This window comes from Neisseria weaveri, assembly GCF_900638685.1.
GTDB classification, from domain to species: Bacteria; Pseudomonadota; Gammaproteobacteria; order Burkholderiales; family Neisseriaceae; genus Neisseria; species Neisseria weaveri.
In genome coordinates this window covers 1511876-1530221 of record NZ_LR134533.1, presented here as the reverse complement: position 1 = coordinate 1530221, position 18346 = coordinate 1511876, and the positions used below count along the sequence as shown (strand labels likewise).

At 41.8% G+C, this 18346-nt stretch carries 17 protein-coding genes; 9 read left to right on the top strand and 8 right to left on the bottom strand.

The features are described from left to right. Positions 1-18: 18 nt before the first annotated feature. The 4 genes from EL309_RS07435 (at position 19) to EL309_RS07420 (ending at position 2871) form a co-directional block, all read left to right on the top strand. Complete coding sequence (locus EL309_RS07435) at positions 19-699, top strand: Fe2+-dependent dioxygenase (protein WP_004283902.1); 681 nt, start codon at positions 19-21, stop codon at positions 697-699. Positions 700-872: 173 nt separating this feature from the next. Then, positions 873-1469, top strand: a complete 597-nt coding sequence (locus EL309_RS07430; protein ID WP_004283903.1) for an LURP-one-related/scramblase family protein — start codon at positions 873-875, stop codon at positions 1467-1469. Positions 1470-1521: 52 nt separating this feature from the next. Beyond that, positions 1522-2034, top strand: a complete 513-nt coding sequence (gene ybeY / locus EL309_RS07425) for an rRNA maturation RNase YbeY (protein ID WP_004283904.1) — start codon at positions 1522-1524, stop codon at positions 2032-2034. A 6-nt stretch (positions 2035-2040) separates the two neighbouring features. After that, positions 2041-2871 (top strand): HlyC/CorC family transporter, encoded by an 831-nt coding sequence (locus EL309_RS07420; protein WP_004283906.1) that lies wholly within the window; start codon positions 2041-2043, stop codon positions 2869-2871. Positions 2872-2949: 78 nt separating this feature from the next. Here the strand turns inward: EL309_RS07420 and EL309_RS07415 are convergent, their stop codons facing one another. The 6 genes from EL309_RS07415 to EL309_RS07390 all read right to left on the bottom strand — a co-directional run bounded on the left by EL309_RS07415 (position 2950) and on the right by EL309_RS07390 (position 8732). Then, entirely contained in the window at positions 2950-3627 is a 678-nt protein-coding gene (locus tag EL309_RS07415; protein WP_004283908.1) for an OmpA family protein, read from the bottom strand. Between the two features lie 203 nt (positions 3628-3830). Then, positions 3831-4682, bottom strand: a complete 852-nt coding sequence (locus tag EL309_RS07410; protein ID WP_004283909.1) for a YoaK family protein — start codon at positions 4680-4682, stop codon at positions 3831-3833. A gap of 204 nt (positions 4683-4886) precedes the next feature. Continuing rightward, on the bottom strand, positions 4887-5537 hold the full coding sequence (locus EL309_RS07405; RefSeq protein WP_004283910.1) for an ABC transporter ATP-binding protein: 651 nt from the start codon (positions 5535-5537) through the stop codon (positions 4887-4889). Continuing rightward, a complete protein-coding gene (locus EL309_RS07400) occupies positions 5534-6331 on the bottom strand; it encodes an ABC transporter permease (protein ID WP_004283911.1) in 798 nt (265 codons plus the stop codon). The genes EL309_RS07405 and EL309_RS07400 overlap by 4 nt, the downstream gene beginning before the upstream one ends. Continuing rightward, a complete protein-coding gene (locus EL309_RS07395; RefSeq protein ID WP_107726200.1) occupies positions 6331-7419 on the bottom strand; it encodes a capsule biosynthesis protein in 1089 nt (362 codons plus the stop codon). Before EL309_RS07395 ends, EL309_RS07400 begins: the two co-directional genes overlap by 1 nt. Positions 7420-7562: 143 nt before the next feature. Next, a complete protein-coding gene (locus tag EL309_RS07390) occupies positions 7563-8732 on the bottom strand; it encodes a polysaccharide biosynthesis/export family protein (RefSeq protein WP_040669809.1) in 1170 nt (389 codons plus the stop codon). Positions 8733-9013: 281 nt separating this feature from the next. Between EL309_RS07390 and EL309_RS07385 the strand changes: the two genes are divergently transcribed. The 5 genes from EL309_RS07385 to EL309_RS07365 are packed head-to-tail and all read left to right on the top strand — an operon-like array spanning position 9014 to position 16388. Further along, positions 9014-10060 carry a glycosyltransferase family 4 protein gene (locus EL309_RS07385; RefSeq protein ID WP_004283914.1) on the top strand — a complete coding sequence of 349 codons (1047 nt, stop codon included), beginning with the start codon at positions 9014-9016 and terminating at the stop codon, positions 10058-10060. A 13-nt stretch (positions 10061-10073) separates the two neighbouring features. Next, a complete protein-coding gene (locus EL309_RS07380) occupies positions 10074-11711 on the top strand; it encodes a capsular polysaccharide export protein, LipB/KpsS family (RefSeq protein ID WP_004283916.1) in 1638 nt (545 codons plus the stop codon). Between the two features lie 43 nt (positions 11712-11754). Continuing rightward, positions 11755-12909: a glycosyltransferase family 61 protein gene (locus EL309_RS07375; RefSeq protein WP_004283917.1), complete on the top strand. Its 1155-nt coding sequence runs from the start codon at positions 11755-11757 to the stop codon at positions 12907-12909. A gap of 24 nt (positions 12910-12933) precedes the next feature. Beyond that, complete coding sequence (locus tag EL309_RS07370) at positions 12934-15006, top strand: capsular polysaccharide biosynthesis protein (protein ID WP_193777287.1); 2073 nt, start codon at positions 12934-12936, stop codon at positions 15004-15006. Between the two features lie 50 nt (positions 15007-15056). Beyond that, positions 15057-16388, top strand: a complete 1332-nt coding sequence (locus EL309_RS07365) for a capsule biosynthesis protein (protein WP_004283920.1) — start codon at positions 15057-15059, stop codon at positions 16386-16388. 39 nt (positions 16389-16427) lie between these two features. On the opposite strand, the gene EL309_RS07360 is transcribed toward EL309_RS07365, so the two are convergent. Both EL309_RS07360 and EL309_RS07355 read right to left on the bottom strand, forming a co-directional pair. Continuing rightward, the gene (locus tag EL309_RS07360; protein WP_231987926.1) at positions 16428-17396 is read right to left on the bottom strand and encodes an MBL fold metallo-hydrolase; all 969 of its coding nucleotides are present in this window, start codon (positions 17394-17396) and stop codon (positions 16428-16430) included. 162 nt (positions 17397-17558) lie between these two features. After that, on the bottom strand, positions 17559-18305 hold the full coding sequence (locus tag EL309_RS07355) for a hypothetical protein (RefSeq protein WP_004286193.1): 747 nt from the start codon (positions 18303-18305) through the stop codon (positions 17559-17561). Positions 18306-18346: the final 41 nt, after the last annotated feature.

Genomic DNA, 18346 nt, shown 5'->3' with positions numbered 1-18346 from the left:
ACAAGGACGAGATCCCCCATGTTGCTGCACATCGAAAACGTATTAACCGCCGACGAACTGGCCTACGCGCAAAATCTGCTGGCCGACGCCCCATGGAGTGACGGCAAAATCACCGCAGGCAGCCAGTCCGGTCAAGTCAAAAACAACCTGCAACTGCCACAAATGAGCGAAGCGGGCAAAGCCATGGCCGAACTTGTAAAAGCCGCCGTCTTACGCAATACCGAATTTTTTTCCGCCGCCCTGCCCCACACCATTTTTCCGCCGTTGGTCAACTGCTACCGCGAAGGCCAAAGCTTCGGCAACCATATCGACAATGCCATCCGCAGCGACCCCTACACCGGTCAATGGGTACGTACCGATGTATCCAGCACCCTTTTTCTCAACGACCCCGACGAATACGACGGCGGCGAGCTGGTGATTGAAGACAACTACGGCAGCCACAGTGTCAAACTGGCAGCCGGCGACATGATCGTCTACCCCGCCACCAGCCTGCACCACGTTACCCCCGTTACCCGCGGACAACGCATCGCCAGCTTTTTCTGGACACAATCCATGGTTGCCAGCGACGAAAAACGTACCATGCTGTTCGATATGGACCGGGCCATCACCTCCCTGCGTACGCAACACGGCGAATCTGAAGAATCCGTTTTGCTTACAGGTGTTTATCACAATCTGCTGCGTCAATGGTCTAATATCTGACCGCCGATAAAGCGAGGCCGTCTGAAATTTTCAGACGGCCTCGCTTTACATAAACCAGCTGCAATCCACCCATCCGTTACCGCCCGACACAGACTGACAATCCTGCAGGAGCATAGCAAAAATCAAAGGATTTGCTATATAATCGGCAACATCTTGATTTATCGAAGCAACACATGCAAAACCTTCAATTCCCCCTCAACTTTACCTTTAAAATCTTCACCCCCTCCAACGATTTCACCGTATACAACGCACAAGGCGAAGAAGTCGCCTACACGCGTCAGAAGATTTTTAAAATCAAAGAATCCATCGAAATTTTCCGCAATGCCGGCCGCAACGAAAGACTCTACACCATCGACGCCGACCGCATTATCGACTTCAACGCCGGCTACACCGTGCGCGATGCGGCCGGCCGAACCATAGGCAGCATCAAGCGCAGCGGCATGAAGTCATTATGGAAAACCAGTTACAGTCTCAACGATGCCGCAGGCAACCTACGCTATACCCTGCACGAAACCAATCCGTGGACGGCAGTGGTAGACGGCATCGTCGGCGAAATCCCCTTTATCGGCATGCTTACCGGCTACTTTCTCAACCCGTCCTACACCATCGCCACGCCGGACGGTCGCGAAACTTACCGCCTCAAGAAAAACGCCTCATTCTTCGAACGCAAATTCAGCTTGGAAAAAACTGCCCAAGCCCCGGCGGAAGATGACGTATTGGTGTTAAACGCCGCCATGCTGCTGATGCTTCTCGAACGCGGCGACGGCTGATCCCCAAAACCGATCACAACCATAAACCCTACCGAAAAGGCCGTCTGAAAAAATGAAAGCTGCTAAAAAATATCCGTTTCTCACCCTGCAAAAACAGCGCTTCTCCCTGCATTTCGACAACCGCAGCAGTATGGCGGATATTCCTGCCGAACAGGATTTCTACCGCTGGATTTGGCATACCCTGAAAAACACATACCGCCGGGCTGATATCAGCCTGTTGTTACTGGACGAAGAAGAAGCACGCAGCTACAACCGCGATTACCGCGGCAAAGATTACGCTACCAACGTATTGAGTTTTGCTTTAGACGAAGGCGAAGCCATGTTTGACCTACAGATTTCAGACGGCCTCCACGGCGACCTGATTATTTGCCCGCAAATCGTTGCCAAAGAAGCCGCAGAACAAGGCAAAATCCCAACCCAACACTTCGCCCACTTAACCATACACGGCACGCTTCATCTGATGGGTTACGACCACATCGAAGACAGCGAAGCCGAAGAAATGGAAACACTTGAAATCCAGCTGCTTAATCAGTTAGGATACCCAAACCCATATTTAGAGGATTAACCACCCATGGACGACACCCCGTCGAAACCCAATTTTTTCGAACGACTGGTTTCCCGCCTTTCGGGCGAATCTCCCGACTCCGCCGAAGACGTAGTCAGCCTGCTGCGCCAAGCGCACGAACAGCAGGTATTTGACGGAGAAACACTGGCGCGGCTGGAAAAAATGCTCGACTTTTCAGAATTGGAAGTGCGCGATGCCATGATGACGCGCAGCCAAATGAACGTCATCAAATCCAACGAAAGTTTGGAACGCATCATTGCCTACGTTGCCGAAACCGCACACTCACGTTTTCCCGTTATCGGCGAAGACAAAGACGAAGTACTCGGTATTTTGCACGCGAAAGACCTACTCAAATACGTAATCAACCCCGAACAATTCAACCTGCAATCGGTTTTGCGTCCGGCCGTTTTCGTACCGGAAAGCAAATCGCTCAATTCACTGCTGACCCAATTCCGAGAGCAACGCATCCACATGGCCGTTGTCGTCGACGAATACGGCGGCATTTCCGGTTTGGTTACCTTTGAAGACATCATCGAGCAGATTATCGGCGACATCGAAGACGAATTTGACGAAGACGAAAGCGCCGACAATATCTTTGCCGTTTCCGCAGAACGCTGGCGCATCAATGCCGTAACCGAAATCGAAGACATCAACCAATTCTTCGGTACGTCGTACAGCGACGAAGAAGTGGACACCATCGGCGGTTTGGTGATTCAGGAAATCGGCCACCTGCCCGTGCGTGGCGAAAAAATTATTGTCGGCCCGCTGCAATTTACCGTTGCCCGCGCCGACAACCGCCGTCTGCATACTTTAATGGCCACACGCATTAAAGATTAATCGAAACAACAATGTATTCACAAATAAAAGGCCGTCTGAAAATTTCAGACGGCCTTTTTAGCATTACCAATCGAACGATTACATTTGCTGTTGGGCAGCACGTACTGCTTTTTGATCCGGATTGATCAAAATTTCCACACGACGGTTTTGTGCGCGACCTTCAACGGTAGCATTAGAAGCAACCGGCTGACGCGAACCGTAACCAATCGTGCTCAAACGCGCAACGGCTACACCGCGTTGGTTCAGATAACCGGCCACAGATTGGGCGCGACGTTGAGACAACGGCTCGTTGATTGCATCCGAACCGGTATTATCAGTATGACCGGCGATAGTCAAAGTAGTATCAGGATATTGAACCAGCGTTTGAGAAGCACGGTTCAAGGCATCCATTGCCGCCGTACTCAAAGTTGCACTGCCGGTTGCAAAAGTTACGCTTTCAGGCATCACCAACTTGATTTGGTCACCTTGACGCTCAACATCCACGCCGGTATTGGCCAAGCTTTCACGCAATTTTTTCTCTTGGTAATCCATATAACCGCCGACACCGGCACCTACCGCACCGCAAGCCAATGCCGAATTGCGTGCACCTTTGCTGCCGTGAGTCAACGCACCCACGATACCGCACACTGCCGCACCGCCCAAACCGTACATTGCGGTTTTGCTCGGCATACTTCTACCGGTTTCAGGATTGGTCACGCAGCCTGCCAAACCCAAAGCCGCACACATACCCACTACAGTCAACGATTTCAATTTCATAACAAACCTTTCAATATCAATTTATTTGCAGTTCCAGCCTGTTTCTACACCGTTTCGGCAATGCACCGACAGCCGGAAAGTAAAACAACTATAACGGGCTTTTGAGTATTTCACAGTTTGCTTAACGGGAAATTACACAGAAATTACGTCTTTTTCCATCATAAACCGCCAAAAACACGCTTACGTTGTAATTCGGCACACAATCATTCTATATCGATATGCTTACGAAGCCTGTGTAACAATCTCAACTTCAACCGCAAGCGGACATCATATCCCACCGAGCCGTATCCCAACATAAACAACACCAAAGACACCGGCAACGCAAAATGATGACCCACCGTATGATAACCCCACGCGCCGACAAAGCTGCCCAACACAAAAGCCAGCATCAAGCCGACAAACAGCTTGATTTTCGGAATGTTTACCTGCACATTAGGCAAGCGCGGATTGCTGTCTTTCTGGTAATACCACACTTTCGACAATTCGATACCCAAATCCGTCGCCGTACCGGTCATATGCGTAGAACGGATCGCACCGCCCGATAAAACCGTAATCACCGTATTATGCATACCCATAATAAAACACAGCAAAAAAAGCGCTGCCGCCGGCACGATAAACTGCCCCAGCTCAATTGTCATCACACCCCACAAACCAAAGAGCAACAAATACACCGCTTCCAACCACATCGAAAATCCGAATCCGCCGCGAAAACGCTGACGCTTCGCCCACAAAATCACCCAACTGGAATGCGCCGCCCCCAACACAAAGCAGACCACACCCAATATCGACACGGCCACCACTTTCCACTCACCCAAATAAGCCATATCCGCCGCATGGGACAATTCACCGGTTACATGCGACGTATAACGTGCCACCGCAAAAAAACCGCCGGCGTTAATCGTCCCGGCCAACAAAGCCATCAAATAACCCAAAATACGGAAACGGATATCACTGATGTGGTGTTCATGGAGATAAGGCTTATCTGCCTGCCAAAACGGCGGCTTATGCTGCCTGCTATTGTGCCGCCTTTCTCTCTGCTCAATGTCGCTCATCATCCGCCTTTCTTTCCATCCTGCTGCCGGATTATAAAAAAACCGCTTAACCTCACTGCTACAGGCTATTCTACAACCATGTTTACAATGAAACAAAGCTGCAAAACAAGCCAAATAAAATACCCTGCCTTTCCAATAATCCAATACTTCCAACATATTACAAAGGCCGTCTGAAAATTTCAGACGGCCTCTCGAATCACAAACTCTTTATATACAGGCATTATAATATTGATATGCCTCATCCAGACTATCGAATTTATACAGTCTGCCCGCTTCCAACACCATAGCATTATCGCAATATTGTTTCATCGCACTCGGGCTGTGCGACACCAAAATTATCGAACGGTCTTTACGCTTTTCAAACAACTCATAGCGGCACTTCTCGGAAAAACGCGAATCGCCCACCGCAATCACTTCATCAATCAGATAGCAGTCAAACTCCACCGCAAGCGATAATGCAAAAGCCAGCCGCGCCTTCATACCTGAAGAATAGCGTTTTACCGGTTCATACAGATATTGCCCCAGCTCGGAAAACTCTTCCGTAAACGCTTTCACATAATCGATATCGACGTTATAAATCCGACAGATAAAACGCAAATTATCCATACCGGTAAGACTACCTTGAAACGCCCCGCTGAACGCCAACGGCCAAGAGATGCTCATCGTGCGTTTAATCTCGCCTTCGGTAGGCGGTTCCACACCACTGATCAGGCGTATCAGCGTGGATTTACCTGCTCCGTTTCTACCTAAAATACCGATTTTTTCACCTTTTTCCAGTTTGAAATCGACATCTTCAAGCACCATGCGCCAACCCTGGCGGGTTTGGTATTTTTTATACACATGCTCAACGGAAATCATTGCGGTTCTACCCCCTTGCTAAACTTAGCCACCATTGCCAATCCGATAAATAACATGACCAAGTTGCATAATAATAAATACCATGGGTTTTCCAATGTGGTAACCGTATTGCCAAAATATCCCTGTCTGAACATCTCCGTGCCGTGCACCATAGGAATCCACAACATGTATTCCTGAGCTTGATATGGTAATGTAGAGACAAAAAAGAAAGCCCCTGACAAAGGCAACATCACGAAACTTAAAGTACTCCACAGCTTGCCAAATACATCAAACTTGAACGCAATGGAGCAAATAATTAAGCCTAAACCAAATGCAAACATAGCCATCAGCAACCAAGCAATCAGCATATAAAAAATATCGGCCGGCATCTCTACCCATTTTATTGCAATGAAAACAGCCATAATCACAACTTGCGCGATGGTAGCTCCGGCAATTTCCAATAATACACGGGCTAGAATCGTATCAAACACCCTTACATTTCGGTGATAAAGCAAGCTGGCATTCGCCGAAATCGCGCCCACCGCACGGTTGGAAGCATTACGCCACATCATGGCCATCGGATAACCGGTCAGTACAAAGGCAACAATATTTAAAGATGAAATCTGATCAGCCCTGACAAATTTCCAAAGCATCACAATGAGCAAGGTAAATAATAACGGCTCTACAAACAGCCACAAAAAACCAATGTTATTGCGCCCGTAACGGGTAATGATTTCGCGCATCAAAAGCGCACCAACCACCCGTTTTTGAATCGCTAAAGACTCCCGAAAAGTAGTTTCGTGCAACGCTTTCATCAGTTTTTATGCTCTCTTACACTGGCAATCAACAAACTTAAAATACCATACAACATTAAACCAATAAAAAATGTTGCAACAATGTTGTATAAACGTTGAGGTTTTAATGCCATATCCGGACGACTTGGCTTAGACACAACTTCAAGATAGAGCTGCTTGCGCTCCGCCTCGGCTTTAGCGTTTTCCAAAGCAGCAATTGCTGCAGCCAATTGCTTCTCCGCCAACTCATTTTCCAAGAACAAACGCTGATATGCTGCAGCTTGTGCAGTGATAGAATTACTTGAGCCACCTGAAATCATCTGCATTTGCTGTTTGATTTCCTTCTGCAGGCTTTTTTCACGTGCTTTCAAACCGGGAATCTGGGGGTTTTCCGGAGTAACTGCCTTGACTTGGTCTAATTGCGTCTGAATAACGATTAACTCATCCTGTAGTTTCGACACCAAATTCATCTGTGCTTCAGATTGGGCTTTTAAGTCAAAAATACCGTTTTTAGTGCGATACACAGCCATTTCTTCAGCCGCGTTTTTAACACGCTCCTCCGCTACAGCAACGTTTTGCTGAGCTTGATCAATAGTATCTTTGCGCGCACGGGCATTCAGCCTATTAATCAGTTCTTCACCCTTGCTGAGCAGAGCCTCATTGATTTGCTGTGACTCTTTGGCGTCAAACGACTCCACCGCCAATGTAGAAATGCCGGATACAGGATCAAAAGCAATGTTGATTTTTTCTTTGTAATATTGATAGAAAGCCTCAGCTGAATCTCGGAAACCAAAACCATTGAAGCGGCTGAATACATCACCTTTCTCTTCATAATAGGCGCGAACAGGAATGGTTTTGCTCAATTCTCCCAAAGCTGTGCGCGAACCCATATACTCACGAACAGTATAAGTATCGTCTTGCGAGCGAGTAAATCCTGCACTCTGCAATAAAGCTCCCAAACCACCGGTCGAAGTTTGATTGTGAGAAGAGCGCACCACAAAACTGGATTCAGACGTATATCGATCTGCCGCCCATGCTGAAAAATAAATCAATGAACATACTGTAGGAATAATAATCGTAGCCCAAGCCAATGGTCCGGGCTTAGGCATACAAACCCCATTTTTCTTATATTTTCTATTTGCATTATGCTGAAGATTATTTGTAGTATCCTGTTTTTCTTCAGATTTTGTTTGAACATTTTCTGTATCCGTATTTTTTTCAGACATCTTTAATTTACACTTTCTATTCGCTATCAATTAGCTATATTGTTCACACTATTCACACCACCCACCACCGGAGAAAACACAAACTGCAAGAATTTTTGCATTTCAGCCAACGGTGCATTAGCAACATAAACGATGTCTTTATCCTTCATAGGAAATTTCTGCAACCAAAACAACGAATTCGCATCCAAAAGATTCATTCTATACACAGTAGGCACTTCCATTGAAACATCATAACCTTTTGCCAACCACTTCTCTTTTTCTTCTTTTGGTAACAAATTTAAAGACTGATAGCGGAACACGAACACGCCTTTAGGGTTTGCACGTCTGTCCAACAAACCACCTGATGCACCAATAGCCTCACCCAAATTCATACCTTTGGCCGAAAAAGAAATTTGCTGGTTTTTACCAAGTGCACCCAAGGCAGTGAAACTGAGAGGCTTTGAAAGCAAAGTAATCACATCTCCCGGCTGTAAAACAATATTTTGCGCCGGTTGAGCTGTAATCGTTTCCAAAGCAACCGTACGAACCATGGTTCTACGGGTCATCTGTACAGATATATCTTGTACTCCACTATCCGTACCTCCAATAGCGGCCACCGCATCCAAAACCCGCTCACGATGACCGGTTAAAGGCATCCTGATACTGCGCCCGGCTCGAATTACCGTAGCATTACTGGAATTATTTTGAACAACACGTATCATAGCTTGAGGCTGGTTTGCCATTTTTTTCAGACGGCCTACAATCTCTTTTTGAATTACTTCAGTCGTTTTACCCCGCACAGACACAGCTCCCAAAAAAGGCACGGAAATAACTCCCTTAGAATTTACCATTTGAGGCGGAAGATTAACTGTTCGGGCAGATCCGGAACCCAAAGAGTTTAAAGCACCGCCAAACAACACTGCCGGAGCAGCTTCCCATAATGTGATTTCAAGCACATCCCCTGCACCAATCACATCAATTGAGCTGGATCCTCTCAAACCAAAATCAGCAAAAGATTGCCCGTAAGCCACACGATACAAATCTGAGGTTACATTTTCATCAACATCAATCACTGCCACATCAGGTACAGAAACTTGAGCAGTTTGGCTTTTCAAACCAATTACCCCAATTTGTGTCGGACCCGATGTTGGCAAATTACCACAACCAGCTGATATTATTAAAATTGCACAAAGTACAAACTCTCTTCCTCTCATCATTTATTAGGTTTCCAGTTCTACGAATATATATAGCTGACATTGTATCAATTAACAGAATATATTTGCGATAATTGCTAAAATTATTTTACAAAAATTCAAAATACACATTAATACTATGAAATTATTGAACATAAATTTTATAATAATTACAAAATGTACTATAATAAAATAAGAGATGAAAAATAATGAATCTAAATTCAGTATTTCTTTAATTTAAAGACAAGAATAATCACATTAGTAATATTTTCAAATATACTTTTAAATCATTACGAGCAAGCAAAATGAATAATGAAAATTCTAAAATATCTGATCTTCTAATAATGCAAAGTCAAATTTTTGAGAAATCTGACAGAACAGTAAAAGGTAAATATATAGTAAACCATGTAATGTCAAGAGATATTCATAGCAGTATATTTACAGCAATTATCGAATATTTTAAACAATATGGCAGCCAAGTATTTGAACATATTGTGAGCATTGAACCTTTGGAAAACGCTGATATTTATCATTATCATCGTCCTCATCTAGAGTCCAAATTACGAAATAATTCTGTGTGTACTGTGCATCATGATTTAAATGATCCAGATCCTTGGCATGCGAAATTTCGCTTCATTCCTCGTTATATGGAATCAGCAGCGATCATCTGTTTAAATCAAAGCCAAAAAGAAATTTTAATTGATCAAGGTATTGACACAAAAAAACTATATGTAATCCCTCATGGATATCATAGCAAGTATCTACGACCTAAAAATGATTCATCTTTCTCAAGGTTATGCGAAGAAAATAATAAAATAACTCTAGGAATGGCTTCACGTAGATATGCTCGTAGAGTTAAAGGAGAGGCTTATCTTTTTGAATTAGCAAAACGATTAGATCCCAAATATTTTAATTTTGTTTTCGTTGGGCAAGACAGAACCTTGAATACAATAGAGATGAGAAGCTTAGGATTTGAAGCTATTTCCTACGAGAGATTACCTTATCGTATGTTTCAAAGTTTTTATGAAAATATAGATATTCTATTAATGTGCAGTAGTCATGAAGGAGGGCCTGCAAACACACCAGAAGCAATTGCAACAGGAACTCCAATATTTTCATCATATATAGGGATGCCCAAAGATATCATTAAAAATAATATAAATGGATTATTTTTAACATTAAATCCAGATATAGATGCAGAAAATATTATGGATATATGTGTTTACAATCGGAATAAACTACTTAATATGATAAAAAATGCAAAAGAAACAACTTCGTTAGCATTAAGTTGGGAACAAAGTGTTTTAAGTAATATTTCAGTCTATAAACATATATTAGATCAAAAAAATTAATCGGGGACTAAACATGAATATATCAATTTTGGTAGCAGATTCATTACACATTAATAAAAAAAATTTTGGATCATTTTTTAAATTTATTGAAAAAAATAAAGTAAAAGTTCACTTTGAGCAAAGCCATAAAGATTGGATTTCTTTATATGGGGTTTATGACAGCAAGTTAGATAAATTAATTGATAAAATTGAAATTTTATCAAAATTATCATCCGGGGATTTACAAGATTTTAAAATTAATGACATTAATCTTTTTTCTATTTGTCGGGCAGAAATTTTAACATTAGTCTCCACATTACCTTCTTGGTATGAAAAGCCTTATCCTAAATCTAATATAGGAATATTTAATAAATTACTAGCGGAAAATAAAAATATTCTTTTGCAAAATATGGCTTCAGCATGGTATTGGCTAGATTTCTGGAAAGTTCGTTTAACAGAATTGTACCCATTTACTCATTGTTGTGTTTTTTCAGGTGGTTTGACTTATCAAAAAGCTTTGATCGAACAACTAAAGTTCACACCAACCAAAGTGATGGTAATGGAAAGTCTATTTACAGGTAACGAATATTATTGTGAAGAACGATATTCTAGTATTGCAAACAATTGCGATATAAAACATCCTGCTGTTTATCAAAATTATTTAAACAATTTAGGAACTAATACCGAATACGATAGAGAACGTTCCAAAGCCATCAACAAGATTCTTCTATCAAAAAACAAGAACGTAGAGCAACCAGATTTTTCTGAAACAATAGAATTTTCAGAAAAATCTTTACCTTGCGTGAGTATTATAGGGCAAGTAATTAATGATTTTTCTGTACTTGAATATAAAAATACTGGAATATCAACAATTTCATTTTATAAAGAACTTATAGATAAGTTAACAAAGAATGGGTTCAATGTTGTTATGAAAACTCACCCTTGGGAAGAGAAGAAAAATAACATTCATACATCATTAACTAAAAATATATTAACTGAGTTTATTGAAAATTTGACTAATGAGCAGCAAAACAGGATTAAATTAGTAGATCACTATTCTATCAAACAGTTATTTAATCAGACTGATTGGGTAGTAGGACTCAATTCTCAAGGCTTATTAGAAGCTACTTTTGAAGGCTTTAAAACAGTTCAATTCGGTAATGCATTTTACGGAAAAAAAGGATTTACTTCTGATTATGATTTGAATGACATTGAGACCTTCATTCGTCATATAAAAAACCATGAAATAAATAATATATTATCAATGCATGAGCTAGATTTGTTTGAAAAATTTATCACTATTTTATTACAAAAACATACTGTTTCTGTTCATGATTCAGGTGTGGCAATTTTGCAAAAGATTTTCACCTTACCAAACTTTATTTCCCTTGTATCTGGCAAACAAAGCCAACGCATACAGGATACAAATGCTCCATCTACCTTATTACCCAACAACACTATAAAAAACTCTAAAAATATAGACAATTCTCAATCTGAAAAAGAATTAATTATTAAAAATAATAATTTTATTGAACAATCGAGTAAAATAAATAAGAATATAAAAATAAATAGGAAAATCAATAAATTCAAAAACAATCCAAGACAATTTTTTGCAGACTCACCTAATCAATTTTTACGATTATTCCACCATTTTTTTAAATCAAAAATTTAATCAAATATATTTTTTACTATTAATTTATACTTGGATCATAATTATGTTTTCCTATCATCCTCTTGACTTACGCAGATTAGATGAAAAGACAATAAGTAACTGCACTTTTTATCAATTTGAAAAATCTCAAAAATTAAATTTTTCATCTAAGAAATTTTTTGAAAAACAAGAAGATTCTATTAAATTAGAAGAATTATCACAAATTTTTACTGATTCTTATACAGCTCCAGAAGTTTTTTCTGTAAAAATAAATGAGTGCACTGTCACTCCTAGATGCCCTAAACTTCCTAGATACTGGGGTATGTTTTTTGATAAATATTATGCCTTTAATTTTATAAATGATATGGCAAAAGTTAACTTCCAAAAATTTGGTTTTTTTGAAGTTAATAATAACATTATCAATGTGAATATAAATACTATACCCAAGGTAAGAATAGAAGGAATATCTCTATGGCTATATCCTTTTGGCAATCTTGACCATCTCTTAAGAGAATGCTTGCCTATTTTAAATTTTATCAGCCAAATGGGATTTAAATTAAATGATTTAAACTACATAACACCTGAATTAGATGATCAATTACTAAAATTTTTAGTAGAACTTGGGCTTCCTAAAGAAAATATTATTCGAATAGACCACAAATGGCTATCATTCGAACAATTGATAATTCCATGTTTTGGCAGTTTTGGTCATTTACATACACCAACTATGCATTATATCCACACAGCAAATAGAGTAGTTTCTTCTTTAACTAAGGAAAATCATTTAGTAGCAAAAACATCACACAAAAGAATCTATGTATCAAGAAATAAAGCTACTTTTCGAAAAACATTAAATGAATATGTATTAGAAGAAGAACTACAAAAAAGAGGTTTTGTAATTATTGACCCTGGAGTATTCTCAAAATCAGATCAAGTAAAATTATTCAAAGATGCAGAAATTATTGTTGGGCCTCATGGTATGGGAATTGCTAATAGTGCTTTTTCCCAAAATTTAAAATTAATTCTAGAAATTATGAATACTGACTATAACAGAGTCAGCTATTTTCGCACTGCTCAACTGCGAAACGCTACCTATGCTGCTTATTATGTAGAACCTACACATTCTAACTATAGAAATAATCAAACACTTGCTGGTGATATTATTATTGATAAAAATAAATTTCTTGAATTCTTAGATAAGGTTATGGATTCTCTGTAAAAATTTAGTATTGATAAAATAGCTATGAAGAAATCACCTAAAATTTTTTCAAATGGTATCCGCAACATTCCATATCTACAAGAATTTTTAACTGAATGTAATCTATATCCATCAGCCAACCAAATAAATTGTGTATTGGGTTGGGGTCTGCGCCCCACCACCCATAAAGCTCGCGCCTATGCAAAAAAACACCGCCTTCCATTCATTGCTTTGGAAGACGGCTTTCTGCGTTCAATCGGTTTGGGCGTAACAGGCTGCCCGCCGCTTGCTCTGGTGATTGACGATTCGGGTATTTACTACGACACCACCCGCACTTCGCGTTTGGAGCAGTTGGTTTTGGCTGCGGACAGCATGCCGTCTGAAATCATTGAAGATGCTAGAAAAGCAATCGACCTTATCGTTGCAGACAAACTTTCCAAATACAACCATGCGCCAATCTTTTCAGACGGCCTCTCTGTCAAACGGCTGTCTGAAAAAGAAGTTGTGTTGGTTATAGACCAAACTTTCGGCGATATGGCGGTGCAATACGGCGGCGCGGATACAGATACTTTTGAGCGCATGTTTCAGACGGCCTTATCTGAAAATCCCGATGCGGAAATCTGGGTGAAAACCCATCCCGATGTATTGAGCGGTAAAAAACGCGGTTACCTTACCGATCTCTCTAACCATGCGGAAAATGTGCGTTTGGTGGCAGAAGACATCAATCCGATTTCCCTTTTGGAGCAAGCAGACAAAGTTTATTGCGTTACTTCTCAAATGGGATTTGAAGCCCTGCTGCTGGGCAAGCCCGTGGTCACTTTCGGGCTGCCGTGGTATGCAGGCTGGGGCGTTTCCGACGACCGCCATTCCGGTGTAGCCGGTTTAACCGCACAAAAACGTCGCGCCCCCCGCTCGCTGTTGCAGCTTTTTGCTGCCGCCTATCTGCAATACAGCCGCTACATCAACCCGAACACCGGTAAAACGGGAACGATATTCGATGTTATCGACTATCTTTCTTCTGCCCGCCGCTTAAATGAAAAGCTGCGTGGCAATCTTTACTGCGTCGGCATGTCTTTGTGGAAACAGGCAGTAATCAAGCCATTTTTCAATGTGCCCTCCTGCCGACTGCATTTCGTTTCATCCTTCAAAAAACTGGAAAAATCCGCATTGCCGTCCGATGCACGGCTTTTGGTTTGGGGAAACGGCAGTCAGGAATCGGCTGATTTTGCGCAAAAACACAATCTGCCCGTACTGCGGATGGAAGACGGTTTCATACGTTCGGTGGGATTAGGCTCCAATCTGGTGCCGCCGCTCTCGCTCGTTATCGACGATCAAGGCATTTACTTCAACGCAGAACAGCCCTCCCGCTTGGAACACATTTTGCAGAGCCGCGAATTTACCGCACAGGATTTTCAGACGGCCTCTTATTTGCAGCAAGCGCTTACCGAAGCGGAAATCAGCAAATACAACGTCGGCAACGGCACGCTCAATATTCCGAATACCGACCGCAAAGTGCTGCTGGTGCCCGGTCAGGTAGAAGACGATGCCTCCATCCGCCACGGTTTGCCTGAAATCCGCACTAATTTGGGTTTATTGAAAAAAGTGCGCGAGCTGAACCCCGATGCCTACATCATCTACAAACCCCATCCCGATGTTGTGAGCGGCAACCGCGTCGGCGCAATTCCGCCGGAAGAAGCATCACGCTATGCCGACCAAACCGTTACCGAGTGCGACATCCTCACTTGCCTCAAGCATGCAGATGAAGTCCATACCCTGACCTCCCTGTCCGGATTCGAGGCCTTATTGCGAGGTAAAACCGTACATTGCTACGGCCTGCCGTTTTATGCCGGCTGGGGATTGACTCAGGATTATCTGAACCTTCCGCGCCGCACTCGAAAATTGGCGTTATGGGAGCTGGTGGCCGGCACCTTGATTCACTATCCCAACTACATTAGCCCTACAACATTCGGTTTGATTGATGTTGCTACTGCTATCGAGACCTTAAAAAGATTAAAAAAACAAAAAAAACAAAACAGCAACTTAAATAGAAGCTTTCTATCAAAACAATGGTTTAAAATTAAGCAACTTTACACATTAATAAATATACCAATCAAATAAAATTGATGTTATAGTAACCCAATATAAAAATTACTACATAACAATCAATAATGGGAAATAAGATCACTACCGCCTACTTAGAAGAGTTAGTCCATACCAAAAACAGAATTTTGCTTTTGCAAGGTCCTGTCAGTTCTTTTTTTCACGACTTTTCACAATGGCTCTCTGTCCAACATCACAAAACCGTATTTAAAATTAATTTTAACTACGGAGATGAATTCTTTTACCCTGAAAATACTAAAAATACCTTTGCCTATCGCGACACTTATCAAGAATTTGCCGCATTCCTAAGCCGTTTTATCGACACCCACAACATCCAAGCCGTCATGTGTTTCGGCGACAACCGGCCTTACCATATCGTAGCCAAAGAAATCGCCAAACAGAAAGACCTGAGCTTCTGGGTATTCGAAGAAGGCTATTTCCGCCCCTTTTACATTACTTTGGAAAAAAGCGGCGTCAACAACTTTTCCCCCCTGCCTCGAAGTGCCGATTTTTACCGGCAAGCATTACCCAAACTGCGTGTGCGGCAATACCAAGCACCGCCTGCAGTTAAAGGGGGATTTATACCTATGGCCAAATGTGCCGCACTGTATTATTTTGCCGCACGAAAAAACCGCGATAAATACCCCCACTACATACACCACCGCAACAGCAGCCTACGCTACTACATCAAATCATGGACGATATCCGGGCTGAAACGCGCCAATTATATCTTTGAAGACCGTAAATTCGCCCAACAGGTTGCAAACGGCAAATACGGCAAATTCTTCATTCTCCCCTTACAGGTAATGAATGACAGTCAAGTTAAAGTACACAGCGATTTTTCATCGGTACGCAGCTTCTTGGAACACGTTTTATCGTCTTTTGCCACTCATGCGCCCGAAGATACCAACCTGATTGTCAAACACCACCCGATGGATAGGGGCTTTATCGATTACCGCAAAGACATCAACCGCTTTATCAAAGCGCATCCCAAATTAAAAGGGCGGGTTTTCTATGTCCACGACACCCCTCTGCCCGTATTTCTCAGATACGGCATTGGAATGGTCACACTCAACAGCACCAGCGGACTTTCTGCTTTAATTCACGATATGCCGGTAAAAGTTATCGGCCGTGCAAATTACGATATTGCCGGCATTACAGCACAAAACAGCTTGGCTGAATTTTGGAACCACCCTATTCCGCCCGATAAAGAACTATTCCACGCTTTCCGCATGTATCACATCAATGTAACGCAAATCAACGGAAGCTTTTACAGCAAAGTTCACTTACCGGCAGCGCATTCCATCTACAAACCTCTGCATGAACAAAAACCGCTGCATGAACAAAAACCGCTGCCAAAAAAGTTAAAAAATTGGAGGACGTCTGAAAACTGTTTTTAAAATTTTCAGACGGCCTCCGGCCCCACATAAACAAAAATCCTACCGCTGCTTGCAACTTCCCGTTTTCATGCCCGTTTGCAGCGAATAAATATCGCAATCTTCCGCAAACGCCAATTTGCCTTGATAATGCCGGCGGATAGCGGCAGCAGTTTCATCTCGGACATGCTCGGTACGCCGCATAAAATGCGACAACACCACACTGCGGCTCGAAGTTTCTTTAGCAATACGCCCGATTTCAGACGGCGTCATATGCAGTTTCAGCGCAACCTTGTCGCGCGCATTTTCAGGAACCGCATTATGCGCGATAAAAATATCCGTATTCACAGCCAACCGATCCAAAGTCCTACCCAAATTACTGGTATCGCCCGACACCGTTACCGAACAGCCGTTTTTCTCGATACGCCACCCCAAAGACGGCAGCAAGCCGTGTTCCACCGGAACCGCTCTCAAAGTAAATCCGCCGATTTTCGTTTCAAACATCTCAGGTCTGCTTTTATCCGCATTGACCGCAACCGGCTTCAACCTAAATGCCGCCTCACCCGTCAGAAAATCCGACAAATACGGATACACGCCTTCCTCACCGAAATGCCTTTCCACAAACACAGGCGTCGTCGGAATCGTATGATTGCCGGTCGGACCGTAAATCGGCAAATCACGATCACGTTCGGAGAAATACGAAGCCTTTACCAAAGCAGGCAAATCATTGGAATGGTCCACATGAAAATGCGTAAACAGCAAAGCCTCCAAATCCTTAATCTTCCCGCCCGCATACTCGAAATTCAGCGACGAACCCGCCCCGAAATCCACAATAAAACGCGCCTTACCTTTTTCGCGCACCAAATACCCCGTAGAAGCACGCCTGTCACTCAACTCCGGCCCGCCCGAACCCAACACCACCACATCCAAATCCGAATGCATACATTGTTCGGCACCAGCCGCCGCAGGCACTGAAGCCAAGCCTGCAAAAACACTAAGAAAAAATTGGGATTTTAACCATCTCGAGTACATTTTCTACCTTATACTTATCGAAACATTAACAAATAAACCAAACAGATATCCAACTTTTAAAATACGGCGCATTGAAAAACACAATCTATTCGAGGCCGTCTGAAATTTCAAACGGCCTCGAATAGATTTCTAGGAATCTAATAAATCAAATCGTACTTAGCATTAAAATTGAGACAATTTCCTCTCTAAAAATTGCCCGTAAAAATATACTAAAGTGGCAGGTGCAACCCATATAAACAAAATGATAGAAACCATAGATAAATCAATATATTTTTTAGATAAATTTGGATAATTTGGTTTTACTTCGAAACTCAAAACAACATAAAGAACAGCTGCCAACAAAATTTCAAACAAAATAATGAGAGCCGTATTACCGTGTTCTCTCAAATGCCTATATGATTCAACAAAATCTTTTTGACCATTTCTGACTTGGGTTAGTCTTTTTGCATAAGAAAACCCCAATCTTGTAGAAGATACTTTATACAAATAGTAAATTTGATAAAGTGAAAAAACACACACCGAACAAACTACTACACCAAAAGCGAAATTTTTATTATTTTGAGAGGAAATAATTAATACCGATAAAACAATAAATATTGTAAATAAACTTATAGGTAAAACGGTATGTAAATTTAATATATTTGTTTTATTTTTTTTAAAAAATTCAATCCTAATGGCATGAAAAACCAAGATAGGATATGAAGCAATATAGCAATATAATGTTCCAAATAGTAACCATCCAACTAAGTGGGCTGTGCTGAATTTATCGTATCCGTCAAACGGCAATATGGATAAATAAGTTTTCAACATAGGGAAATTTTCACCCAACCACATTAAAATAACCATCCCTAAAATTGATGGCACTAAGTAACGAACCAAATAATTTTCCCACCATCTTGTTCCATTCATATCATTCTCCTATCTGAACTTATTAAAAATTATCAGAAATA